This window comes from Neobacillus sp. Soil_C_43 (assembly GCF_057656715.1).
The window spans coordinates 17,724-43,335 of record NZ_JBDGJV010000010.1; the positions used below are offsets into that span (position 1 = coordinate 17,724).

The 25,612-nt window shown below is 38.9% G+C and carries 20 protein-coding genes and 1 other annotated feature; of the genes, 8 read left to right on the top strand and 12 right to left on the bottom strand.

What is annotated here, in order from left to right; all coding sequences use genetic code 11:
- Positions 1-59: 59 nt before the first annotated feature.
- The 3 genes from AC3A54_RS14200 to AC3A54_RS14210 form a co-directional block, all read right to left on the bottom strand.
- Positions 60-1,250, bottom strand: a complete 1,191-nt coding sequence (locus AC3A54_RS14200) for a substrate-binding domain-containing protein (RefSeq protein ID WP_487655051.1) — start codon at positions 1,248-1,250, stop codon at positions 60-62.
- A 280-nt stretch (positions 1,251-1,530) separates the two neighbouring features.
- Positions 1,531-4,779, bottom strand: coding sequence for a winged helix-turn-helix domain-containing protein (locus tag AC3A54_RS14205; protein ID WP_487654919.1), 3,249 nt, complete (start codon positions 4,777-4,779; stop codon positions 1,531-1,533).
- 109 nt (positions 4,780-4,888) lie between these two features.
- Positions 4,889-5,638 carry a glucose 1-dehydrogenase gene (locus AC3A54_RS14210; RefSeq protein WP_487654920.1) on the bottom strand — a complete coding sequence of 250 codons (750 nt, stop codon included), beginning with the start codon at positions 5,636-5,638 and terminating at the stop codon, positions 4,889-4,891.
- 331 nt (positions 5,639-5,969) lie between these two features.
- On the opposite strand from AC3A54_RS14210, the gene AC3A54_RS14215 reads away from it, so the two are divergent.
- On the top strand, positions 5,970-8,501 hold the full coding sequence (locus AC3A54_RS14215; protein WP_487654921.1) for a putative bifunctional diguanylate cyclase/phosphodiesterase: 2,532 nt from the start codon (positions 5,970-5,972) through the stop codon (positions 8,499-8,501).
- Between the two features lie 26 nt (positions 8,502-8,527).
- Here AC3A54_RS14215 and thrB read toward each other — a convergent pair whose 3' ends face one another.
- The 3 genes from thrB to AC3A54_RS14230 are packed head-to-tail and all read right to left on the bottom strand — an operon-like array spanning position 8,528 to position 11,794.
- Positions 8,528-9,445 carry a homoserine kinase gene (gene thrB, locus AC3A54_RS14220; protein WP_487654922.1) on the bottom strand — a complete coding sequence of 306 codons (918 nt, stop codon included), beginning with the start codon at positions 9,443-9,445 and terminating at the stop codon, positions 8,528-8,530.
- Complete coding sequence (thrC, locus tag AC3A54_RS14225; RefSeq protein WP_487654923.1) at positions 9,432-10,502, bottom strand: threonine synthase; 1,071 nt, start codon at positions 10,500-10,502, stop codon at positions 9,432-9,434. Before thrC ends, thrB begins: the two co-directional genes overlap by 14 nt.
- On the bottom strand, positions 10,499-11,794 hold the full coding sequence (locus AC3A54_RS14230) for a homoserine dehydrogenase (RefSeq protein ID WP_487654924.1): 1,296 nt from the start codon (positions 11,792-11,794) through the stop codon (positions 10,499-10,501). Before AC3A54_RS14230 ends, thrC begins: the two co-directional genes overlap by 4 nt.
- A gap of 289 nt (positions 11,795-12,083) precedes the next feature.
- Positions 12,084-12,295, top strand: a binding site (T-box leader).
- Between the two features lie 262 nt (positions 12,296-12,557).
- On the opposite strand from AC3A54_RS14230, the gene serA reads away from it, so the two are divergent.
- Positions 12,558-14,201, top strand: a complete 1,644-nt coding sequence (serA, locus tag AC3A54_RS14235) for a phosphoglycerate dehydrogenase (RefSeq protein ID WP_487654925.1) — start codon at positions 12,558-12,560, stop codon at positions 14,199-14,201.
- A 249-nt stretch (positions 14,202-14,450) separates the two neighbouring features.
- Here the strand turns inward: serA and AC3A54_RS14240 are convergent, their stop codons facing one another.
- Complete coding sequence (locus AC3A54_RS14240; protein ID WP_487654926.1) at positions 14,451-15,575, bottom strand: HAD family hydrolase; 1,125 nt, start codon at positions 15,573-15,575, stop codon at positions 14,451-14,453.
- 149 nt (positions 15,576-15,724) lie between these two features.
- Positions 15,725-16,321: a cell wall hydrolase gene (locus AC3A54_RS14245; protein ID WP_487654927.1), complete on the bottom strand. Its 597-nt coding sequence runs from the start codon at positions 16,319-16,321 to the stop codon at positions 15,725-15,727.
- 357 nt (positions 16,322-16,678) lie between these two features.
- Between AC3A54_RS14245 and AC3A54_RS14250 the strand changes: the two genes are divergently transcribed.
- From AC3A54_RS14250 to AC3A54_RS14265, 4 genes are all read left to right on the top strand, one after another.
- Positions 16,679-17,125, top strand: a complete 447-nt coding sequence (locus AC3A54_RS14250; RefSeq protein WP_308082751.1) for a Dps family protein — start codon at positions 16,679-16,681, stop codon at positions 17,123-17,125.
- 143 nt (positions 17,126-17,268) lie between these two features.
- A complete protein-coding gene (locus AC3A54_RS14255; RefSeq protein WP_487654928.1) occupies positions 17,269-18,540 on the top strand; it encodes an FAD-dependent oxidoreductase in 1,272 nt (423 codons plus the stop codon).
- A gap of 117 nt (positions 18,541-18,657) precedes the next feature.
- On the top strand, positions 18,658-19,515 hold the full coding sequence (locus tag AC3A54_RS14260; RefSeq protein ID WP_487654929.1) for a membrane lipoprotein lipid attachment site-containing protein: 858 nt from the start codon (positions 18,658-18,660) through the stop codon (positions 19,513-19,515).
- 133 nt (positions 19,516-19,648) lie between these two features.
- Positions 19,649-19,741 (top strand): YjcZ family sporulation protein, encoded by a 93-nt coding sequence (locus AC3A54_RS14265; protein ID WP_487654930.1) that lies wholly within the window; start codon positions 19,649-19,651, stop codon positions 19,739-19,741.
- Between the two features lie 78 nt (positions 19,742-19,819).
- Here AC3A54_RS14265 and AC3A54_RS14270 read toward each other — a convergent pair whose 3' ends face one another.
- On the bottom strand, positions 19,820-20,227 hold the full coding sequence (locus AC3A54_RS14270) for a disulfide oxidoreductase (protein WP_487654931.1): 408 nt from the start codon (positions 20,225-20,227) through the stop codon (positions 19,820-19,822).
- Between the two features lies 1 nt (position 20,228).
- The gene (locus tag AC3A54_RS14275; RefSeq protein WP_487654932.1) at positions 20,229-20,933 is read right to left on the bottom strand and encodes a DsbA family protein; all 705 of its coding nucleotides are present in this window, start codon (positions 20,931-20,933) and stop codon (positions 20,229-20,231) included.
- 101 nt (positions 20,934-21,034) lie between these two features.
- On the opposite strand from AC3A54_RS14275, the gene AC3A54_RS14280 reads away from it, so the two are divergent.
- Positions 21,035-22,096: a lactonase family protein gene (locus tag AC3A54_RS14280; RefSeq protein ID WP_487654933.1), complete on the top strand. Its 1,062-nt coding sequence runs from the start codon at positions 21,035-21,037 to the stop codon at positions 22,094-22,096.
- Positions 22,097-22,218: 122 nt separating this feature from the next.
- Positions 22,219-22,659, top strand: a complete 441-nt coding sequence (locus tag AC3A54_RS14285) for a VanZ family protein (RefSeq protein ID WP_487654934.1) — start codon at positions 22,219-22,221, stop codon at positions 22,657-22,659.
- 19 nt (positions 22,660-22,678) lie between these two features.
- Here the strand turns inward: AC3A54_RS14285 and AC3A54_RS14290 are convergent, their stop codons facing one another.
- Together AC3A54_RS14290 and AC3A54_RS14295 are read right to left on the bottom strand one after the other, a co-directional pair.
- Complete coding sequence (locus tag AC3A54_RS14290) at positions 22,679-23,770, bottom strand: nucleotidyltransferase domain-containing protein (RefSeq protein WP_487654935.1); 1,092 nt, start codon at positions 23,768-23,770, stop codon at positions 22,679-22,681.
- Between the two features lie 15 nt (positions 23,771-23,785).
- Positions 23,786-25,594, bottom strand: coding sequence for an ABC transporter ATP-binding protein (locus AC3A54_RS14295; protein ID WP_487654936.1), 1,809 nt, complete (start codon positions 25,592-25,594; stop codon positions 23,786-23,788).
- Positions 25,595-25,612: the final 18 nt, after the last annotated feature.

Genomic DNA, 25,612 nt, shown 5'->3' on the forward strand with positions numbered 1-25,612 from the left:
TTCGGTCAGACCCTCGTGTTTTTATTAATGGAGCAGATTCGCTTCCTCTTGTTCGTTAATTACTTGTTACGAATTGGCGGTGCTGTTTCCTCAGGAGATAATTCCCTGATTAATACTGGCACAGGATATGAAACGCCATCTTTCTTTTCTAATTTAATGGCGTACAAGGTTTGCAGCGCCTGGTGATCCTCTTTACGGTAAGTCATTTTGCCTTTCGGAGTGTCAAAGCTCATACCTTCCATCGTTTGAATCAACTTATCAGAATCTGCTTCCCCATTTGTTTTCTTCAATGCCTCCACGATGGAGATGGCAGCACTCATCCCACCAGGTGTAAATAGGTCCGGAACATCTCCGTTAAATCTCTTCTTATGTTCAGAAACGAGCCAATCATTGATTTTATTTTTCGGAAGATCATGGTAATAAACAGTGAAACCTTCCATACCAATGAGTGGTTCCATTGTTGATAAGGCAGCAATATCAGGTGCGCCAGTAGAAATCTTGATTCCTTTTTCTTGAACCTTCATATCGGCAATTTGCTTCCACGGTGAGTTGGCGCCAGCCCATACAACAAATAGGTAATCTGGTTTTGCGTCAACAATTTTTTGTATGTTAGAAGTGAAGTCTGTAGCAGCAGGATCTGCATACTCTTCCTTCACAATCTCTGCACCAAGCTTTTTCGCTGCTTCTTTAAAGGCAGCCACTCCATCACGACCAAACGCATAATCAGGAGCAAGTGTAGCAATTTTTACACCCTTCTTTGCAATAGCTGCTGCACCGGCAACAGCATCTTGAGAGGAGTTACGTGCGGAATGGAATATATACTTATTAAACTCTGAACCTGTAATACTATCAGCCGCAGCTGGTTCAACAACCATTACTTTTTGATATTCCTCTGCTAACGGGAGCACAGCTAACGTATCTGCTGAACTTGAGGATCCGACAAGGAAATCTACCTTATCTTCCTCTAATAGTTTTGTTGCTTTTTGAACTGCAACTTCAGGTTTCGTTTCTGTGTCCTCAACAATGAATTCGATTTTTCGACCAGCAACCTCCATTTTTCCTTCCGTTGCATAATCAAGCCCTAGCTCAAAACCACGCAGTGTTTGTTTTCCGTATGCTTCTAACGCACCTGTCTTAGAGGCAAGAACCCCAATCTTAATTGGTTCTTTACTTTCCGTCTTTTCTCCACCCTTGTCATTTGGCTCAGATGATGACTTGTCAGAGCTGCACGCACTGGCAAATACCACCATAAAAATAAGTAATCCTAATAAGGCCCAGTTTCCTTTGTACCCCTTCACTCTTTTTCCCCCTTAAAATAGTTATTCACAACCTGGCAAAGCTTTGATTTTATGATAGAAAAAAGGAGTTACATGGAAGTTACAAAATCGAAAAGCGGAAGCGCCTTGGTCAGCCCCGACAGGCAAATGTTCTTCGGCAAGAAAAGTCCGCACTTTGACTTTTATTGCCGAAGGTTATTTGACCCGAGGGGCTAGGCGCTGCAGCTAGACAAAAAAAGAACAGCCCTATATATTAGGGCTGCTCAATTGGATTGATGATGGTTTGTGATTCAATTATCATTTCGTACATGTGCTTGGTTGGTTCTAATGGTGAAACCCCCAGCTCCTCCTCCAACACTTCTGTGCATTTTTTATACCACTTCATCGCTTGTGGACGATTGTTTTTTCGATAATAACAATACATCAGTAAACGATATGCTTCTTCCCAGGTTCGGTCACGCTCTAAAATTTTTTCACACCAGTAAATGGCCGTATCATAGTTTTCTCTTCGGACCATTAACTGGGCCATTTTTTCAGCCCCTCGTAAAAAATAAACGAGCATACTTTCTCTTTTACTAATACACCAATCTTCATAGCGTCGATCAGGTAAATATTCTCCTTGATAATGGGTTAAGCCCTTATCTAAAAAATAAACAACCTTATCAAAATTAGTCTCATTTAATCCATCCTGAATCCAGGACTGGAAATCAGTCGTATCCAATTCGATGACCGCCTGCGGGTTTAACCCATAAAACATCCCTTCTCTTATGATAAAAAAAGGAGCAGCCCTTGCTTTTCTTGATGGTTCTAATACATGGTGAAGACTGTTCAACGCCACTTTAAAATCGCGGTCCGCACTTTTTTTATCATGGTAAGGCCAAAGCACCTGGATTATTTCATCCTTCGCCATGGGTTCACTTACTGTAATAAGTAACTGAAACAATTCTTTCGCTTTTTCTCTGGGCCAATCCTTGTCAGCTACCTCCTTCTCACCAAGCCAAATCTTAAATTGACCCAGTGTCTGAACTCTAAGTGAATACCCAGGATGTGAGTCGATTATGGCTACACCCATATTCTGAAGAATTTTCGAAACATATGATTGATGAATTTCTTCTTTTATCGCCTCTAATAATAAGGGAACAAATACTTGTAGATCCCTCGGGCTAAAGACCGATCTTTTATGAAGGAAAAATTCATAATCGTTACTCTGCACAATATTTAGAAAATCAGTCATGCTCTTCCTAAAACCTTCCGTACTTTTTTGTACATAATAAACATGAGACATCCAGAAATGACTTAGCATCAGTCCAAAATAATCCTCACACAGTAAAAATAATGACTGGGTTTTTTCTAGATAGTGATGCGCCTTCGGCAAACAATCATTATAAATACAGGTAATACCCATACACAAAGTAATAAGTGCTGACAGCCATACATCATGAACCTTTTCCGTTTCCTGAAGGGCTTTTTCCCCTGCCTCCAAAGCCCGTTCCAGCTCACCTCTTGTTCCATACAAAATACAGAGACCCATAAGTGGCTCCGCTTTACCGCGATCCACATTAAGCTGCTTCATAATATCTAATGCCGTTTGGTAACAGGTTTCTGCTAGATTTAAATCATATTTATTTAACACTTGCACGGCATGCCCCATACGAATCCAGCCACAGGCTTCAACAAATGGCGCATTTAGATTTATACCTTGCTGAATTCCCGCTTGGGCTAGCTCCTTCGCCTTTATCCCTTCTCCTGTAAAGGCTTCTATGAGGGAAAGTAATAAATCGGTTTCACGGTGGGCTTGCGGCAAGGAGGCACCATTTGTCCCTTTCAGCTCTCCTTTTTTAAAATAAAGCGCTTTCTTCGCTTGGTCAAAACGACCGGTTCGTAGATATAATCTAGCTTCTAAATTTCCATCCAAGCTGTCCAGCATCGATTCCTTCGTCTTTTTTATCCATTTTTCTGCTTCAGACGATTTACCTGAGTTTAATAGATTTTCAGAAAGTAAGTGATAGAGTTTCCCTTTTTCCTCCGCTGAACTCCTAGATTTCTCTCGATAAGTAATTGATTCATATAAAATTTTTTCTGCGAGCTGCGGTTGTATCGTATCTAAATAGATTTTGGCTTTTCCTTCTAACGCCCTGCTCATGCCCAAATAATCCTGCTTTTTCTCAGCACCGGAGAAGGTTTTGGTGTAGCACTCCTCAGCCTCTTGGTACTGGGATCGGTAACGATACACCTCTGCTTTTAGAAACCAAAGGAGATAATAGGCTTGCATTTCCACTTCTGGAACCATTGTTAGCTGATCAAATAAGCTATCTAGTTTGCCACTTTCAAGCATTCTTAAACCATTCTCCTGGAGAATAGAAGCAATCGCTTTATAGTGGTTAATTTTTTTATAGTGGTGAAGGGCTTCCTCCCATAATTCTCGTTTTTCATAAAAACGAGCGGCTCTTTCGTGAAGAATAGCATAATTAGTTGGATTGTTTCTTTGGAAGGACTCTTCTAAGAATTCTTTAAAAAGCGCATGATACCGGTAATGGCTCAACCCTACCTTTTGTATAAATAAATTTCTTTCTTTTAATTGCTCTAGCATTCCAGAGGCGGCTTGAAGCCCAATCACCTCATCACAAATTTCTTCCTCTATTTCATCAAAGATCGAGGTCTGCTCTAAAAACTGTTGGATGATTGGAGGCTGTTTTGAGAAGACTTCCATCACTAAGTATTGGAATAAATCTGGAAGTGAATGTGAGGAGTGTTCAAAAAGATCCGAAATATCTTGTGTAAGAGGAATTTGCTGTGCAATCATGCATAAAGCAATCACCCATCCCTCTGTCATCTGATAAATCGTTTGTAAATGGCTTGCCTCAATATCTAATCTATAAAGGTCGGTTAATAGCAGTTCCATTTCGTCAAGGGTAAGGACTAGATCTTCCTTCGTGATTTCTAGTAATTGCCCACATACCTTCATTTTCGTCAAATGCTTCCATCCTGGTCTACTTCGGCTGGAAATAACAATATGTAAATTGGAAGGTATGTGTTCAAGCAGTTTCTCTATCCAGCTATTAATCGTATAGGAATGTTCTATTTGATGAAAGTCATCTAAGATTAATGTTAATTCAGTTGGAATGGAAAGGACTTCATTTATAAAAAGTGAACACAATACACTGAGTTCTTCTGCCCGAATATAACGGTCCATCGTATCAATATAATTCGATAGCTCCATTCCGAATTCAGGGACAACGCGGCGAATGGAATGGATGACATAGGAAAGGAATGGCAGGATGTCGTCATCCATTGGCGAGATGGAGTACCAACACCCTTGTATGGCTTCGCCCCTCATAAATAAAGCAAGCGCCGTACTTTTTCCAAAACCTGCACCCGAATGAATGATGGTCAAAGGGTAGTCAGGAATCTTCTTCATTTTCTGTGTTAGTTTTGCTCTTCTAATAAACTCATCCTTCACTGCAGGGATTCGTAGTTTTGTTTCAATGATTGGCAGCTTCAATTTATGAGACCTCCTCTCTTTTTCACAATTTTTACACTATTTTACCATATTGTGACTCATAAGTGTACGAGTATGGAGAAACAAATAAGGAGCTGAAATCCAAGTGAATTTATTCAGTGTAAATCATTTTCCGAGTCATTCCGCCATCTACGACTAAATTAATACCCGTAATAAAATCATTTTCACAATCTGTTAAATAGAGACAGGCACGTGCGATATCGCTAGGTTTGCCTACTCGTTTAGAAAGATGCTGCTCATGATCGAGTTCCGATAGTTCTGACTCGTCTCCTGTATGAATCCAGCCTGGAGAAATGGCATTAACTGTAATTCTATCGTTACTAAATGAAGCAGCCATTGCATGGGTTATTGCAGTAATCCCACCTTTTGTTGCCGCGTATGCTTCTGAATTTGGTTCTGACATAAGCGCTCTGGTGGAAGCAATGTTAACAATGGCTCCCCCTCCTTCGTTCTCTCTCATATACTTAGCCGCCTCCCTCGAGCAAAGGAAAACACTTCGCAGATTGGTATTGATGATATCGTCCCACTCTTCTATAGATAACTCATAGGGGGATTTAAACACACTCTTCCCGGCATTATTAATTAATATATCAATGGTTCCATATGTATTTTTGGTCGTTTCAAATAGGTGAATAATGTCCTTTACCGATTTTACATCTGTTTTAACAAATTGAACTTCTGCCCCACTGTTTCTTAGTTCGAGAGCGGCCATGTTCCCCGACTCAGAGTCTACATCCGCTATAACTACGTTTGCCCCTTTTTCAGCAAAGGCGGATGCCACGCCACGTCCAATTCCATTTGCCGCACCTGTGATTACAACTACCTTATTTATAAAATCCATTTGTCTACCATCCCTTCTTTTATAAACTTGGCTGTGTTAATGAACATTGTTGATTTTTATACCCTTTTGATTGGAGCGGAAGACGCGAAGACTCCTGTGGGAGTATGGTTCAGGGGAGACCCCGCAGGCGCAAGCGCCGAGGAGGCTCGCCGAAACACCCACGGAAAGCGAAGCGTCTGGAGCGCAAATCAACAGACATGTTTAACAAAGCCAAAAATTAAGCTTATTCCCATATGATATACGGAAATTTCAAGTAATAATATAGGGCTTGCTTGAAAAAACTAAAGAGATAATAGAGGGTTATCCCCTCAGTTAATTGGAGTGTTTAATATTGTCCATTAAGAAAAAGATTCCGCTACTTTTTTGCCTTTTAGTTTTCTTGATTTTACTAAGCAATAATACCTTTCATTATGTACGTTCTAAGAGTCAGTTACTCAATTATAACGAGAAAGAAATCGAAATGATCATTAAAGAGGTCTCCTTCCAAGTAGAAAAAACAAAGGAAGGTTCGCTTTATGTAGAGGATATTTTAGGTAGAGACCTTAGAATAGCTTCACTAGCAATCAAACAAAAGCTCCCCCCAAACTACCAAGACATAAGCAATGAACAGTTAACATCATTAGCAAAAGAGGTAGGAGTTTCACATATTACTTTATTAGCCAAAACGCCAGATGACATAATCGGTATAAAATCCTCCGACCCTGAAGAAATTAACATGTCTACTAAGGACTGGGGCTATTGGTATGATGCCTATCAACAATTGTTCGCTATAACTCCTGTTTCCGTTGGTAAAGGGTTAACCTTACCGGATTATTGGTCTGGTCCAATAGAAATTGCGTCCTCCGATCCCGAACATATCGATAAATGGGGCTACTATTTTGATGGGTCTACCAATTACATCATTAACCCTTATTTTAGAGACAATGAAGTGTTAGAATACGAGGAACGATTCGGACCCGGGAAGGTAATCAAAGGTTTCATTAAAGAACGGGGAGTTTTAGAGCTATCCGTCATCAATCCTAAAAACTTTGGTAAAAAAAGTGAAGTGGTTCATCTAAACGGAAATAGTTATATACGAATTTCCGCTAGACCCATCTGGTATGGCTCCTACAAATACCGCAATGTGAAAGATGATACAAAATTTGTAAAAAAAGCGATAAAAACGAAAGAATTACAATCATATAAGGTTTGTTTGAATGGAAAAAGTATCATGAAGACCTTTGTGCCTGTTTTTCCTAAAAATGACCAAGCCTATGTGATTGGTCTTGTTTATAATTATGGCTTGATCGAGCAGGAGCTTCGTCATGAGTTAATGGTCCATGTCCTTCTGTCTATTGCCTTTATGATTATTGTATTAATTATTAGCTTTATCTTTTCTCGTTCCATTACACAGCCAATTGGATATATCGTTGACCAGGTCAATGATATCGCCCAAGGAAATTACGAAAAAAACATCCACTTAAATCGAAAAGATGAGTTAGGATTACTTACTGAAAATGTGAATTCTCTTTCTAAACATTTGCAGAGCTATGTTAAAGACTTACATCAAAGTAAAGAACTCATTGAATACCAGGCCTACCATGATCCTTTAACAGGCTTATTAAACAGAAGATATGTCCTTGAAAAATTAACCCCTTTTATTAACCGTGCTAATAAAACGGGTGAAAAAATATCTGTTTTATTCATCGACTTGGATCGGTTTAAACAAGTCAATGACTCCTTTGGGCATAGCAAAGGAGATGAAATATTGAAAACCGTTGCTAATCGTATTAAGAATTGTCTCCCAGAAGATGACACCATTATCATTACAAGACAAGGCGGAGATGAATTTATTATTTTTCTAGTGGACTTTGATCTCTCCAAAACGAAGAATGTTGCTGAAAAAATTGTCAGCAACCTTAAAAAATCATATTCTCTTGATGGCAGTGAAATTTACCTTGGTGCCAGTTGTGGAGTTAGCTTATATCCTGACCAATCAAAAGAAATAGACGCACTTGTTATTTTTGCGGATTTGGCTATGTATGCAGCTAAAAAGATGGGCGGCAATAAAGTAGTGGTTTACTCGGAAAAAATAAATAAATCCAATGTAAAAAGGCCAAGGTTAGAAGCCCGTTTACGTAAAGCTATTGAGAATGAAGAAATTGAAGTGTATTACCAGCCTAAAATCAATGCTGACTTTGGTACAATCTTTGGTGCTGAGGCATTGGTCAGATGGAACGATGAAGAATTTGGATTCGTGTCACCTGATGAATTTATTCCGATTGCGGAGGATACGGGTTTGATCCAACCTTTGTGGGAGTTCGTCATGAAGACAGCTTGTCAACAGGTCAGCAGCTGGAACAAGAACTTTCCACATCCTCTATCGATTTCTGTAAACTTTTCTGCACGTCAATTCCAAGAGCCAGACAACATGGTGAAAAGGGTTCAAGAGATTCTTTCTGAAAACAAATTAGATCCAAGGAATTTTGAAATAGAGATAACAGAAAGCATACTCCTGAATAAATCAACTGAAATTGTTCATTCACTGCAAACTCTTCAAAATATGGGAATTTCTATTTCAATTGATGATTTTGGTACTGGTTACTCTTCCTTAAGTTATTTGAAAGACTTACCAATCGATTCCTTGAAGATTGATAAATCGTTTATTCAGAATATCGATGAAGAATATAGAAATACTGAGATTCCTGAGGCCATCATTAATTTTGCTCGCAGCCTTCATCTGAATGTCATCGCTGAAGGAGTAGAAAAAGACTTTCAAAAGGAGTTTTTACTTTCGAAAAACTGCGTGCAAATGCAAGGATATTTATTTAGTAAGCCATTGAGTAAAGAGGATTTTGAGAAATACATGAATGATAAAAAATGAGGCAGCCGTGGCTGCCTCCTTTCTTTCTACTGAACAAATTCTTCTGCGGTACATATACTACTTCCTGTATTGCTGATAGACAACAGCTTTGCGTTCATTTCAGGAAATTCAGCTTGCATTGTATGCATAAGCTGCTTCCCTTTTCCTTTTTCGATAAAACAAATAACCGTTGGTCCAGCACCGCTTAGTGCTACCCCAAAGGCTCCACTAGATTTGGCCAGTTGTTCCATTTCATGATAGGCATGAATAAGCGGTTTACGGTAAGGCTGATGAAACAAGTCCTTCTCCATCATTTTTCCCGCTAATGACCAATTTTGGCTTAATAAAGCTGCAACTAATAGATTGGCTGTAGAAGAGGCTTGGATTGCCTCTCCTTGAGAATAGGTTGTCGGCAGAACTTCTCGAGATTCTTTAGTCAGTAATATGTCTTGTGGAATCAGGGCTACCATTTCAAAAGGAAGCTCTGTAAAGGAGAGCATATCTACTTCATCTTGGCCATAACAACCAATGACAAGTCCTCCAAAAAGAGATGCGCCCACATTATCAGGATGACCCTCCCATTTAGTAGCAAGGAGAAGCTTCTCTTGCTTAGACAAGCCCAGGTTTCCTACTGAATCAGCAAGCTCAATACCGGCCACAATGGCTGCGGCACTAGACCCAAGTCCACGTGCTAAAGGAATCTCACTATCCACACTAATTTTACGTGGGGATAGTTTTATGCCATAGTGAGCTGCTGTCTGGATCGCAACTTGGCAAATGAAATGACTTTCATCTGTTGGTAAATCCTTCAATTCCTCACATTGAGATCGGCATTCCCATTTGTCATGCTTCTCAACTTCTAAGGTCAAATACAAATTAAGAGCTAGACCAATTGAATCAAATCCTGGTCCGAGATTAGCTGAACTTGCTGGTACTTTAATGATTAGCCGATCATTTAGAGTCACGTTGGACAACACCTTTGATATGACCTTTTACCGCCTCTTCATCATTTGGCAACTGAACTGGTTTAACCAGACTGCTGCCAATAGCTGTATCTGGATCTTTTAGCCCATTTCCAGTGAGGACAGCCACAATTTTTGCCCCTTTTTCTACTTTTCCCTGTTGGATACTTTTGTAGATGCCAGCAATGGAGGCACACGATGCAGGTTCAGCAAAGACCCCTTCCGATGAGGCTAGTTTTTTATAGGCAGCAATAATCTCTTCGTCTGTTACTTCATCAAACTGACCATCTGACTCCTGAACAGCAGAAACAGCTAAATCCCAGCTAGCGGGATTCCCAATTCGAATGGCCGTTGCAATTGTTTCTGGATTTTCAAATACTCGGTTATGCACAAGAGCAGCTGCTCCTGCTGCTTCATAGCCAAACATTCTCGGCAACCCGGTTCTCCTCTTATCAGCAAATTCTTTAAATCCTTTCCAATAGGCACTAATGTTTCCTGCGTTTCCGACTGGGATGGCCAAAATGTCTGGCGCTTCTCCTAACTGCTCACAAACCTCAAATGCAGCTGTTTTTTGCCCTTCCAATCTGAAGGGATTAACGGAATTCACAAGTGTAATTGGCTCTTCTTCGCTAATATTTCGAACCATTTGCAATGCCTGATCAAAATTCCCCTCAATAGAAATGATCTCAGCTCCATACATCATCGCCTGAGCAAGCTTGCCTAAGGCAATCTTCCCTTCTGGAATAACAATAATACACTTTAATCCCGCTCGAGCTGCGTATGCTGCTGCAGCAGCAGAGGTGTTACCTGTAGAAGCGCAGATAACTGTCTTACTTCCTTCCTCTACGGCTTTGGCCACAGCCATCACCATTCCTCTGTCTTTAAATGAACCAGTAGGGTTTGCACCCTCCATCTTTACATAAAGGTCCACATCCCACTCCTTTGAAAGCCGTTCAAGCTTGATTAAAGGCGTATTTCCTTCATTTAATGTTAGTTTAGGAGTCTCGTTATTGATTGGTAAAAATTCTTTATATGCTTCTAATAGTCCTGGCCATCTCATAATGATTTCCTCACAACCCTATATGCACTTTTTATTTCTTTAACTGCTGTTAAATCATATAATTCTAGTAGAATTTTATCGTAATCTGTTACAGATGCTCGATGTGTTACTAAAACAATTTCTGATGTTTCATTCTTCTTAATCGGCAATTGAAGGATTTTTTCAAAGCTAACCCCGTATTTTGCAAAAATGGAGGTAATATCAGCAAACACCCCTACCTCATCCTGGACATGTATTCTCAGGAAATACTTAGAGAATTTCTCTTCATCTTCTTTTAATCGCTTAGGGTACTGCGGTGTAACCGCACTTCGGCCATTTACACCCAGTCTTAAATTTTTAATCACACCTACAAGATCAGAAACAACGGCAGTTGCGGTTGGTAAACTCCCTGCCCCTGGTCCATAAAACATCGTTTCACCCACTGCTTCACCATAGACATAAACCGCGTTGTATTCATTTTGAACAGAAGCAAGTGGATGATTATCTGATAAGAAAGTCGGTGCCACACTTACTTCTACTTTTTCTCCTTCACGGTGAGCGAAGCCAATTAGTTTCATTGTATAGCCTAATTGTTTTCCGTATCGTAAGTCCTCTTCTGTTACATTAGAAATGCCACTTACTTTTACATCATCCAAATCGATATGCATAGAGAATCCTAGTGTCGCTAAGATGGTCATTTTTCGTGCGGCATCTAACCCTTCTACATCTGAGGTTGGGTCGGTCTCTGCAAATCCCAGCTCCTGGGCTTCTTTAAGAACTTCGTCATAGGAGCGGCCTTCATTGCTCATTTTTGTTAAAATATAGTTAGTGGTACCATTCACGATACCCATCATTTGTGTAATCCGATCAGATGCCAGACCGTCGACCAAGCCTCTTAAAATAGGAATGCCTCCCGCCACACTTGCTTCATAAAACAAATCACAGCCATGTTCCGAGGCAACGGTTAACAGCTCTGAACCATGCAAGGCCATTAAATCTTTATTCGCTGTAACCACATGTTTTCCTTGGCGAAGAGCCGTGATCAAATAGTCCTTTGTATCTTGTACTCCACCCATCACTTCAATGACAACATCAATGTCATTGTCGAAAAGAATATCATCAGCGCTTGACGTTAACATTTGAGCTTCTACCTCTACAGGTCTACTTTTATGTAGGTCTTGTACAAGAATTTTTTTGATGACTACCGGACACCCCACTTGGTGGATTAATTTATCCTGATGATTTTTAATGATTTTGACTACACCTGAACCAACTGTTCCTAATCCTAATAATCCAATAGAGATTGCTTTCATGTGTTCGCCTCCCATACATGTGTCCGTATATCACGCACAAATGTTTTTCTGTTGTAGACATTATATGACTGTCTGAATTTTTTTACAATATATTTATTTAGGTAAAAATATATGTAATCGCTTACTACCGCGCCGTTATTGAATAACTTTTTTATGGTGAATTTCCTCATCTAAAAAGTTAAAATTTTTTCCGCTTTATCCCTTTACAATCCTGAAGGTATGGTTGTAGAATAGTCCCTATATTCAATTGAATTTTGAACTTTCGAGCAAATTAGTTTTTTTATAGTTAATAAAAGTATTGATGAAGACGGCATTAAGAAAAAGCTTCAGAGAGCCGGTGGTTGCTGCGAACCGGTGCTGTTTCTTAACATGCCTAGCCCTTCTGAACTGGCTGCTGAAGACTTTTAGTAGGCTCGCCCGGTAGAAACCGTTAATTTCTTGAGGCTGCACTTCTGTTGTGCAGCAAAAGAGGGTGGCACCACGTGACCTTACGTCCCTCATAACAAGACAAATCTGTCTGTTATGAGGGACGTTTTTTATTAGAAAGCTGTTTTAAAGAACATTGTTGATTTTTACACCCTGTTGATTGTAGCGGAAGGCGCGAAGACTCCTGTGGGAGTATTGTTCAGGGGAGACCCCGCAGGCGCAAGCGCCGAGGAGGCTCGCCGAAACACCCACGGAAAGCGAAGCGCCTGGAGCGGAAATCAACAGGCCGTTTAACAGAGACTATTAGAAAGCAAAAATTGAGGAGGCTTGGAGGAAAATGTACAAAGTACTTGTAACCGATGGAATTAGCAATACAGGATTAAAAAGCTTATTGGACCATCCTAATTTCGTTGTCGACCGGCAACCCACTCTTCCTGTTGAAGAGTTAAAGACCATTATTGGGAATTACGACGCACTCATTGTGAGAAGCCAAACAAAAGTAACTGGGGAGCTTCTAGAAGTGGCCGGCCGATTACGAGTCATCGCAAGAGCAGGAGTTGGCGTTGATAATATTGATGTGAATGCAGCTACTCGTAAAGGAATTATTGTCATTAATGCCCCTGGCGCCAATACAATTGCAGCAACAGAACATACCTTAGCAATGATGCTTTCCTTAGCGCGACAAATTCCCCAAGCCCACAAAAAAACATCAAATGGCGAATGGGACCGAAACTCCTTTAAAGGGGTGGAGCTTTATAAGAAAACACTTGGTGTCATTGGAATGGGCAAGATTGGTACCGAGGTTGCAAAACGAGCCAAAAGCTTTGGAATGAACATTTTAGGGTTTGACCCTTATTTGACAGAGGAACGGGCCCAAAAACTAGGAATGACGAAGGCAAGCCTTGATTTAATTGCACAGGAATCAGATTTTATTACCATCCATACCCCTCTAACTAACGATACAAGAGGACTAATAAACGATGAGTACTTAAGCAAAACAAAAAAAGGTGTCCGCTTTGTTAACTGTGCTCGCGGAGGCATTATTGATGAAAAAGCACTGGTAAGGGCCGTGCAATCCGGACATGTTGCAGGTGCAGCCCTTGATGTGTTTGAAAAAGAGCCAGTTGCAGACCCAGAATTACTAGAAAATCCAAATATTATTGTGACGCCGCATCTCGGTGCCTCAACTGTCGAGGCACAGGAAAAGGTAGCCCAAGAGGTAAGCGCGGAAATTATCGAAATCTTTGAGACACAGTCGATTCAACATGCGGTTAATATGCCGCAAATGTCTGGGGAAACACAGGCAAAATTGCAGCCCTATTTACTTCTTGGCGATCAAATGGGGCAGCTTGTCATTCAATTATTAAACAAGCAAGCTCCGACCAAAATAGAAATCAATTATTATGGTGATTTAGTAAACGAAGATACAGAGTTATTAACTCGTACTTTATTAAAAGGTGTATTATCCTATCATTTAAGTGATTCCGTCAATTTGATAAATGCGCTTCACCTTTTGAAGGAGCAAGGTGTATCTCATAATGTGGTAAAAAACGCAACCAATAAGGGCTTTGCAAATTATATGGAGCTAAGCGTATCACAGGGTAATCAGACCGCGAAGATTGGAGCAACGGTCTTAAATGGATATGGCGCGAGGATTTTGAAAATTAACCAATACCGGATCGATGTGAAACCAGAGAAGTACTTGTTATATATTAAGCATCGCGACGTACCAGGTATGATTGGAAAAGTGGGTTCATTGTTGGGCGATCACAGCATCAATATTGGTACGATGCAGGTTGGCCGGACGGAAGTAGGCGGAGAGGCAATCATGGTGTTAACTCTTGATAAAACTTTAAGTCCAAATGTGATCCGCGTACTAAAAATGATTGATGGATTAAATGAAGCTCAAGTCCTGGAGTTGAGTACGGTAGATTCGTTTGAGCCTGGGCGGTTGGAGCCTGAGAAGGTAGAGAGCATTTAGGTTTGCATAGAAAGAGGGATTGCGTATCGGTGCAATCCCTCTTTTTATTGATTTTTTTCTAATTATTTGTTGGTTGCTTTGATTCGCTCATAAAAGGCAAGATTCGCTCATTAAATTGTAAGATTCGCTCATAAATAAGTAAAATTCGCTCATAAACCAAGTAAATCCGCTCATAAGTTTATTTTTATAGATAGTTTGGCTTTTTTAGCAATGGGAAAACGGCATTTTTAACGAAAATAGCCTTATTGATTATAAAATCCCCTTAATATCTAATACAGAATCTAAAATATAGTCCGCTTCATGTTTTTCGAATTCACTTCTTGCGTCTTTACCTGATAAACCAGTCAATACCGCAGCAAATTGGCATCCCAATTGTCTAGCAGCAAGCAAATCTGCCAAGGAATCTCCGACAACTAAGATCTCTCCTCCTTTTTCAATAGGCAATGCAGTGTTTAAACAATCTGACACAGATGTGTCTTTCCCTTTAAGCCCCATGATATACGTATATGGATGGGGTTTTGACAAGGATTCACTGTTTGGAAGCTCTTGCTCTGCCTTTAACACGTCATCAGCGGTTACTATCCGTTTTTCATCAAAATGCCGTAACCAATGTAAATGGTGAAAAGGCTGAATCGTTTCTAATTCCGGTCTCCCTGTTCCTATACCAATCGTATATCCAGAGTTAGTTAGGAATTCGAACAGTTCACTAATTTCTTCCTGAGGAGCTAATGTTGTTTCATTGGCAAGGAAGCCATGTTTACCTTTTTGCACAGATGGTCTACCAGTAGAAGCTAAGACATGCTCATCCCCTACATACCATTCCTGGGAAACATGTTCACAGACAGACCACAGCTCCCCTTTTAGAAAAATGGACGTTTCCACTCCCAACTTCTCATAGGCTAACTCATTTAAATATCCAAGTAATTCCTGCTTCGTTGCCTCAGATTGCTCAAACTCCTTCACAAACAAAGAAAAATCCATCTTTACAGGATAATTCCCAAGAACCCTTCCAATCTCAAGCAACGTTTCACGATTAATGGGTGCCTGACACCATTTGTTAATTTTTTCAAATTCATACTCTTTTATTTGTGATAACAGATGGATTAGTTGATGGCTGAATGATAGATAGATCATGTCCCAGTTCGCGTTTAGGCCGCGTGATTTCATCAACTTAAGGACTTGGTCGTTTATAAAAACATGCTCTCTTATTCCCTTCATTTCCTCTGCCGTATAGTCTGTTTTAAACTTGTCCGGAGACAGCCCTAAGTATTTATTACTAATTAACATCTCCCAAACCGTCAATGCCGAAGCATCAAAATAGTGTTCTTCACTTAACAAGACACCATCCACGTCAAACAAAATCGTTTTAATCAATTTCCCTTCCCTCACTTCTAATTATGCTTTTATACGCTATCGTAACACAGCAATCCTAATTACTTAAAGGGTTTGTTAAAAATAAGACGGTTTAATTTTGCACATAATAAAAAAAGCTAACCAATTAGGCTAGCTTTTTAGGACAACTATTATCTCGCGAAGCGGTGGTTACCGATTGTCACAGTCACTTGGCGTGATGTAATCCAAGAACTGGTAGAAGTTTTAGGATTATAGAAGAATAAAGATCCATTCCCTTTTCCCATGAATGCGATCGCTTCATTTACGGCTCTCTTTGAAGCATTATCCGCTGGTTGATTAATTTGACCGTTTGCGACAGGTGTGAATGCATAATGGCCATTTGAAATTTGATAGATGACGCTTTTCACAGTTGAAGGGAAATCAGGGCTCTTCACTCTATTTAAGATAACAGTTGCGACTGCAACCTTCCCTGCATATGGTTCCCCTACAGCCTCTGCCCGAACTAAACGTGCCATCAATTCTTTCTCTGCTGGTGTAATTGGCGAGTTAGGAATTAACATGTTTTGACCAGTATAAAGTGGTTTCGAATGATTTGTCGCCAGTAATGTATTGATTGGCACACCAAAGCCTTTTGCTATGTTCCAATAGGTTTCACCGGATTGAATTTTATGAGTAGTCGTTGCCGCTTCTGACTTTTCAGTTAACGTAAAGGCTGACATGGATAAAATTAATCCCGTTGCAATAACAAGTTTTTTAAGTTTTTTCATGTGTTAGTACCTCCCGTGTTTTGTCTGTCGTTTCTCTACTCATAAGGCTATCAGTTGTAACATACTAATTCATCGTCCAAAAAATGGTAACTAGTAAACTACTAAAACCGCGCCCATCCTCATGCTATTTCTCTACTAAATGGAATTTTAAACCACTTCTACTTTTTATCCTAAAAATGGTTTTATTAGATAGTTTTGGTTGCCTTATTACAATTTGTATCAGCTATGTAACATAGAAAGGGAGCCAAAAAGACCTAGTTTTCACGATATTGACAACAAAAATCCTTATTTTCATGTAAGTTGTCATCCAAAACATGGGTAAGATAAAAGAGACAAAATAATCGGGAGGCTTTGAAAATGAAAAATCAATTAGTTGACGTACTCAACAAACAAATTGCCAATTGGTCTGTCTTGTATATCAAGTTACACAACTACCATTGGTATGTGAAGGGCGAAAATTTCTTCACCTTACATGCTAAATTCGAAGAGTTCTATAATGAGGCTGGATTACATGTGGATGAGTTAGCTGAACGATTACTTGCAGTTGGAGGCAATCCCGTTGCAACGATGAAGGAATGTTTAGAACTATCTTCTATTGAAGAAGCATCTGGTAAAGAATCTGCATCTGATATGGTTCAGTCTATAATAAATGATTTCTCCATCATCACAGGTGAATTAAAAGAAGGTATGAGTACTGCAGAGGAATTAGATGATGAAACAACAGGAGATATGCTACTAGCGATTCATTCTGGTTTAGAAAAACACATTTGGATGTTAAATGCCTATCTTGGTAAGAAAGTTTAATAAATAGATCAAAAGAGGATGACTCATTAACCATTGGAGTCATCCTTCTTCTTTAAATTATAATAATTATTAAAAAGGTTTGACTTTTATTTAGTATTAATATTATTATAATAATTAGATAAATCCTACTGGGAGGTAGAAACATGGAGAAACTAGAAGTAATTGTCTACAGTAGTACAGGCTGCCCATATTGTGAAAAGGTTAAAGCTTTCCTTAAGGAACACGGAATTGACTTTGAAGAGCGAAATGCCTCTATACATAAAGAATATTTTGATCAATTAAAGGAACGTAAAATCTTTGGAACCCCAGCAACCCTTATTAATGGAAAGCTAGTCTTAGGTTTTCAAGAGAAAAAATTCAATAAGCTTCTCGGTCTTTCAGAAACTACACCTGCGAGTGTGACACCCCCTACTCTAGCGGAAGCACCAGAAGAGACGACAGACAACATTTTTCAACCAGTTAATCAAAGAGTGCTTGATGAAGTGTATGATTTCGTTACAATAGGCGGTGGACCTGCAGGTGCCTCAGCAGCTGTTTACGCAGCCCGTGGGAAATTAAAAACGCTTGTTATCGATAAGGCCCCAAAAGCAGGTACACTAGCTATTACACATAAAATTGCTAACTATCCTGGTGTTCGTGAAGAAGTAACAGGTCTTGAGCTCCTTACGAGAATGCAGGCCCAAGCAAAGGATTTCGGGGCAGAATTTGTTCGCTCCACCGTACTTTCTGTTGATTTTTCCGATGAAATCAAGAAGATTGAAATTGCCGAAGGAACCATTCAGGCGAAAAGTGTCTTTATTGCTGTCGGTGCAAAAGCCCCATCCAGTAAAATTAAAGGGGAAGAAGAATTTACTGGACGTGGTGTAAGTTACTGCTCAACCTGTGACGCGGCCTTCTATCAGGACCAAGTAGTTGCTGTTGTCGGGGATAATGATGAAGCCATTCATGAGGCTGAAACACTAGCTAAGTATTGCAAAGAAGTGAAATTACTAATTCCGACCGAACAGTTAAAAGGTGACGCAGATCTTTCTTCATTAGAAGCCAATCCTAAGGTTGAAATCTTTAGACGTCATCGAGTCCGTGAAATTCTAGGCACAGATAGTGTGGAGAAAATTGTTATTCTTACTGATAAAAAAGAAGAACAAGTTTGGGCTGTTGACGGTATTTTCTTATACTTAGGTGGAATGAAGCCCGGAACAGACTTCTTAAACGGAGCCGTAATGCGGGACGAAGAAGGTTATGTAGTAGTAGATGAAAATCTTCGGACTAATATTGATGGCGTGTTTGCCGGCGGAGACGCTCGTAGAACGCCAATTAAACAAGCCGTTATTTCCGCGGCAGATGGCGCCATTGCCGCACTTAGTGCAGAGCAGCACGTTAATAAACGAACAAAACTACGACCACAATATAGCTAATAAAAAGGACGCCTATCAGGTGTCCTTTTTCTCATATTGCCTTCCCTTGTTGTCAGATTCTGTCGGAAACTGTACAATTTAATACAAGATATTAGAATGGCAATTGGGGGAATAACCATGAAAAAATGGATTTTTTTATTACTAGCCGTATTTATTCTTTCTGCCTGCACGCCAAAAGCCTATACCGAAAGTTTGGATGCTGGAAAGGCTGCACTGGAGAAAGAGAACTATACTGAAGCGAAAGACAAATTCGAAAATGCATTAGAAGAAAAAGAAACAAATGAGGCAAAGAATTATCTTCATGCCGCTGAAATCATGCAGGAAAGTGTCACTCTCTATCATAAAGGTGATTTTGATACTGCCACTTACACGTTAAAAAAACTATTAAGTAAGAAAGAAACGAAAAAGTTAATTAGCAAACAAGCCAATGCACTCATTAAAGAAATCGCAGAGGCAAAAGAACTTTCGGATTCAATGAAGGAACGAATCATTAAAGGTAAAGCCTTAATCGAGCAAAATCAGTATGACCAGGCATTAGACGTCTTTAAAGAAGTATCAGAAACCATTCAATTTACCGATATCCCTTCTATTGAAAAAATCACCAAAGATGCTTCGGAACTTATGATTGAGGCTGCTAACAAGAAAAAGGCAGCGGACGAAGAAAAGCAGAAACTAGAGGAAGCAAAACAGAAAGAAAAAGAAGATAAAGAAGCAAAAGCAAAGCAAGAACAGGAAGAAGCTAACCAACCACTTACACATGCACAAGCAGAGGATTTAGTGAAACAGCATCTTAACCTTTCTTCTGATCAAAATGTTAAGGTAGTCTATGATCACGATGCTGATAACGGTGATTACATTATCCACGTCTATGAGTTTGTTGTCGATAATTCACAAACTGGCGAAGGACATACGACAACCTGGGGCTGGTATGGTGTGAACAAACATACGAAGATGGTTTATGATGCAATGCAATAACATTAAAAGGCTGGTCCAAGTGTAGAAAACACTTTGTTCTCAGCCTTTTTACTTTTTTCATCAACGTTTGTCCCTTTCACTATGAACAACACCTGCATACATTGTATTAGTTTAGTATGGGAGGTGATTTTCTATGTCAGACGGCAGACACAATAACAACAGCTTTGCTTTAATTGTTGTATTGTTCATCTTATTAATTATTGTTGGTGCATCTTATCTATACTAATGATTTCAACTGCACCTAATAAACAGAAAGAGCGGTAAAACCAAGCGGTTTTACCGCTCTTTTCTTTAATTGATTACACTACTCTTTATGGCGGCGCGCAAGGACCACTAAACTTACAGTAATAATAGTAAACGCAATAAAGGCTAATAAAGGAATCGTAATAAAACCAAGCCAATTAATGTAATCTCTCGCGCAAGGCACACCCGAAGTACACATTTCAAACTGCTGTAAATAAGGAATCTTTTGTAACAGTGTATGATAGCCCGAAATCAACATGCCAATGATCGACAATGGCAAAACATATTTATGAATTCTTAAATCGTTACGATAAACTGCCATACCTAAAATAATGGCTAATGGGTACATGAAAATTCTTTGATACCAGCAAAGGGTACATGGAATGTAGTGCATCACTTCACTAAAATATAAGCTGCCAAGTGTAGCGATGAGAGCAGCAATCCAAGAAAGTAATAATGATTTATTCATTTTATTTCTCCTTAGCGGCGTCCTCTACCATTTTAATTAAATCATCGATGGTTTGACCTTCAAACAGCTTCCCATTAACGAAAATAGTCGGAGTTCCCGTTACGCCTAGTTTTTCTGCGTAACTCATATCCTTGTCCCATGCCTCTTTTGATTTCTTGTCACGGAAGTTTTTAACCACTTTATCTACTTCATTGCTGTCAGCCACTTCTTTTAAAGTATCAGTTAAAAAGGTTTCAGTGAAAATATCCATTTTTTCTTTTTCAGGCTCAGCCGGCTGCTTTTTATAAAGAAGATCATGAAATTCCCAAAACTTATCGTTACCAAGCTCTTGATAAACTGATTCAGCAAATTTAGCCGAACGTTTGGAATCAACATTAATGAAAGAATCATTCATGAAATAGAATTTAGCTTTTCCGTTATCAACAAGCTCCTTTTGAATAATCGGAACAACCTGCTCGGTAAAGTTCTTACAATTTGGGCATTTGTAATCGCCAAATTCAATAATAGACACAGGGGCAGACTTGTCTCCAAGAAACGGCTGATTGCTATAATCAATCGCTTCCTTTGTTTTTGACTCTTCTTGTTTGGAGTGATTCCCCAAAAAAATAAATCCTAGAACAAAGGCCGCAATAATTCCTACCACCCAAAAGACAAACTTAGAGGATGATTTAGTTTCGTTTTTCGTACTCTTCTTTTTAGAAGCCATATTCAATCTCCTTTTATGAAATATATGAGAAAATAGTTTATAAATAATTATAGGATATTATAATAGAGGATACTAATTTTTTTACTTAAGGAGCAAAGAAAATGACAAATACGAATCATTATATGGGATATATCGGAACCTATACAAAAGGAGATAGTAAAGGAATCTATTCCTTTACCTTAAATACGGGAGATGCAAAGATAGAGAATGTTAAGATTGCGGCAGAGTTAGAAAATCCTACATATGTAAACATTAGCAAAGATAACCGGTACCTATATTCGGTTGTCAAAGAAGGAGAAAACGGCGGTCTTGCTGCTTTTTCTATTGATGAAGATGGCAACTTAACTGCCATTAATAGAGAGCTTGCTGTTGGGGCATCTCCTTGTCATGTTAGTGTAGACAGCCAAAATCGATATGTGTTTGGTGCTAACTACCATAAAGGTTTGGTAGAATCTCATTTACTAACCAAAGAGGATGGTTCGATTTTACCAGCTGCTTCTATTATGCTTCATGAAGGTTCTGGCCCTGATCCAAGACAGGAAAAGCCGCATACCCATTATGCAGGACTTACACCTGATGAAAAGTATCTTGCAGTAGTGGAATTAGGAATCGATGCCTTAATCACCTATGCGGTTAACAGTGACGGAACGCTGACGAAAGTGAAACTGTTGCCAGTAAAGGCTGGAAGCGGTCCAAGGCATTTAGTGTTTCATCCGAATGGAAAAATTGCCTATGTGATGACAGAGTTTAGTTCTGAAGTCATTGTGTTAACTTATCATGAGGAAAATGGCCACTTTACAGAAAAGCAGTATATCTCGACGCTTCCTGAAGACTTTACTGAAAATAATCAGGGCAGTGCAATTCATATTTCATCTGATGGACGTTTTGTTTATGCGGGGAATCGCGGACATAACAGTATCGCTGTTTTCCGTGTGAATCCAGAATCTGGAGAGTTAAGCTTTGTTGAACATGTCTCCTCTGAAGGGGATTGGCCGAGGGATTTTGCATTAGATCCTAGTGAGAAGTTTATTGTGGCTTCTAATCAGGAGTCGGGGAATCTTGTGCTTTATTCACGGGATGAGGGAACTGGAAAACTAACGTTAATTCAGTCTGATATTGTGGTGCCTTATCCGGTTTGTGTGAAGTTTTTGCATGTGAGGTAGTTTTATTAGGAATAACTGTTGAACTAGTTCCTTTCTTTTATTCGACAACTTCGATTGACAAAATTTTCAAGTTTTGTCTTTTATAATCGAATTAAGAATGATGTAAGATAGGAGTAAGGTTCATGGTTCAACGACAAATAGAGACTAGGGTTAAAAGAAAAACCGTAATACTTGTTTTATCTATCATTTTTTGGGGACTATTTTTATTATTAAATACGTGGACGGAAAGCATAGAGAAATTGATGTATTTACATACATTCGGATTTAAATGGGTATCAAATCCAGACTTTTTATCTTTTTTTTACTTTAATGATTTTACGGCGTTTCATCCTGAATTTATTAAAGTGAAGTTAGGACATTTCGTTGGTTTTGCGGTGTTAGATTTCCTTTTATTTAATTTAATTAAAAGTCACAAATATGCTATTGGAATCTCATTTGTTTTTGCTTTTATAACTGAATTTGTCCAATTATTTTTCGGCAGGGATGGCCGATTTTACGATCTTGCTATTGATTCATTAGGTATTTTTTCGGTATTGTTCATAATAAAAATCCTGAAAGCCTAAGTGCTTCAGGATTTTTTGTTTAATGAGGTAAAAATACCTTTATCATACTAGTGATTCTCTTTTTATATAAAGACATATACATTTTAAAGATAGAACCCCCGTATTTTTCCTCACCAATTTGAGCTGACAGGTCATATTTCGAAGGCCAGATCCAATAATAGAGCTCGATTATACTATGCTTGACTGTATCATAACTGAAAAACTGATAATCGATAAAGTCTGCATATTGTTTTAGATCGTTTCCCCGTTGATATTCCCATCTTGTAGTTTTCACTTCAAAAGGCAACCTTTTAACTTTACATAAATGAGGAAATTGATTATAAACAATCGACAAGGTTCTTTTAAGTCGACGTAATGTTTTATGCGAGGCAGCAAGTTTTAAAAGATCATCATAATCTATTTCATTACCTAAAGTATGAATCAATTGAATAATGTCCAAAAAGTATTTCATAGATTCTAGATTATGACGCCAACCATGTAGGCAAATCATATAAAACAAGTGGGTAGGTGAAAGCTCCTTAATATGCTGATAGTTGCAAAATCGTTCAGCCTGCCCCCATAGGTCATTAATATTAAACTGTGAAGTATTTTCCTTCACAATATTCCAATGTAATTCCACCACTAATGGCATGGTGGACCCAGGTAAATTCTTACTAAAACTGCAATGAAAATGCCCAGGTATCATCTCTTCTTCAACCATAAATCCTAGTGACTTTATGATCTCAATTGCTTTATCCAGTTCCTGAAATTGAATTAATAAGTCGATATCAGATGTGGCCCTTGCTCCAATATGCCCAAAATATCTTTCAGCAAAATAAACTCCTTTAAGTGCGATCACATCTATTCCCGTGGCTTCAAAACTTTTTAGAATTGTATCCGTTTGATTTTTTATCAAAAGGTTTTGAAAAAGCCCTTTATCGTAGCTATCTTTTAAGCGGTCCTGAAAAAAAGAAGGAGTTTGATTAAGCCTTCCTTGCTGTTTTAATAAAAAGAAAACTTGAGAGGAAATTCCATCCTCTTTTATATCCTGGAGGGCACGTTGATAGAATTTGTCATCCTGTGGCAATACAGTGTTTTGATCATAGATTAACTTGACCATTTCTATACTCATGACCCTCACCCCTGTTTACGATTTTGCAGTCAAAGGTAATTCCCTATCATTTTTTACGCCAAAGGATGTTTCATTCAGATTTCGATATAAACCAATTTGCTTTATTAGTTCCTTATGCGTTCCCTGCTGAACAATTTTCCCTTTGTCCATAACATAAATTACATCTGCATGTTGGATGGTGGACAAACGATGGGCAATGATAATCGTAGTCCGGCCTTTCATTAATTCCTCCAATGCCTCTTTTACGTAATACTCGGTTTCTCCATCCAAGGCAGACGTGGCTTCATCCAATAACAGAATTGGCGCATCTTTTAATATAGCTCTAGCAATCGCCACACGTTGCTTTTGCCCCCCGGATAACTTAACTCCGTTTTCACCAATTTCCGTATCGTAACCCTTTGGCAGTGATAGGATGAAATCATGGATTTCCGCTCGAATGGTGGCTTCAACCATTTCTTTTTCGGTGATGTTAGGACGGGCAATTAGTAAATTTTCTTTCACCGTTCCCGAAAAAAGAAACGTCTCTTGAGGAACCAATGCAATCGAGCTTCTTAATTCCGAAGCTGAAAACTCTTGAATTGATTTTCCTGCTATTCGGATGTCACCAGACTGAGGTCTATAAAATCCTTGAAGAAGATTAAACAACGTACTTTTTCCTGCACCGCTTGGACCGACTAAAGCTACTACCTTCCCCTCAGGGATTTCGAGATGAAATTGTTCAAATACAGGTTTATTTTTCACATAGCTGAAGGTAACATCTTGGAATTCGATGGCACCATTTACTCCGGTGTTTGGAGAGAAGGAAGGAAGTTCTGTACTGTCTGCTGGTTTTTCAAGAACATTTAGTACCCTTTCAAGGGCGGCAATCGAGCGTTGAAAGCCCGCCCAAACATTGGCCATTCCCGTAATTGGATAGAATAAATGTGTAACAAGATTAAGAAAAGTTAACAAAGCACCCACTGTTAAACTGCCTTTTGAAACAAATAAAGCACCAATAGATAGATTCATAATAAAGGTGATATACCCAATAATTTGTTCACCCGTACGATACCAATTTTGAAGCTTGGCATTTTCCATTTCTAATTGATAAAGTTCTTGATTTTGCCTACTAAATTTGTTGTACTGAAATTTTTCAAGTGTAAATGAACGAATGACTTGGAAACCGTGAAAGGTCTCATTTAATATACTATTAATATTGCCTATTAATCTGTGAATTAATCTGCCATTTTTCCTCAGGAATAAACCAAATACAATACCCGATAGCGCAGCAATCGGAGCAATGATTAAACTTACCAAGCATAGTGTTAAATTAATATTCATTAAATAGATAAAGACGACAATATAGATGATTGGTAGTCTGATAAGACTTAGAAGACTGCTCCCAATCATTCCATCCACACCATGAATATCATTGGAAAAATGGGACATTAATTCACCGGAACGGTAATTTGCTGTCACTCCCGTTGGCAGCCTTAGAATATGATCAAATAGATAGTTTTTAAGATCCATCTTCACTGCATTTGTTGCAATTAAATTAAAAAATGTATAAGAAACATTCGAGGCAATACTCACAATAATAAGAAATGCCCCATATGGAATAAAGGATAAAATCTCCTCATACCCTCCATGTATAGCTGCATCCGTGATATCACCATAATATTTCGCGAAAGCAATAGTTAAGTAAATATCTACTCCTAATAAAAGAAGAATCATCAAATAAGCCTTCCATCTCTTGAAGATAAAAGGCAACACAAAAGAATAAGCCCGTTTAATATCTGTCATCGTAAAATATTGTTTAATTAGCGAGTTAAGCTGTTCTTTCATGGTATGGACACTCCATTA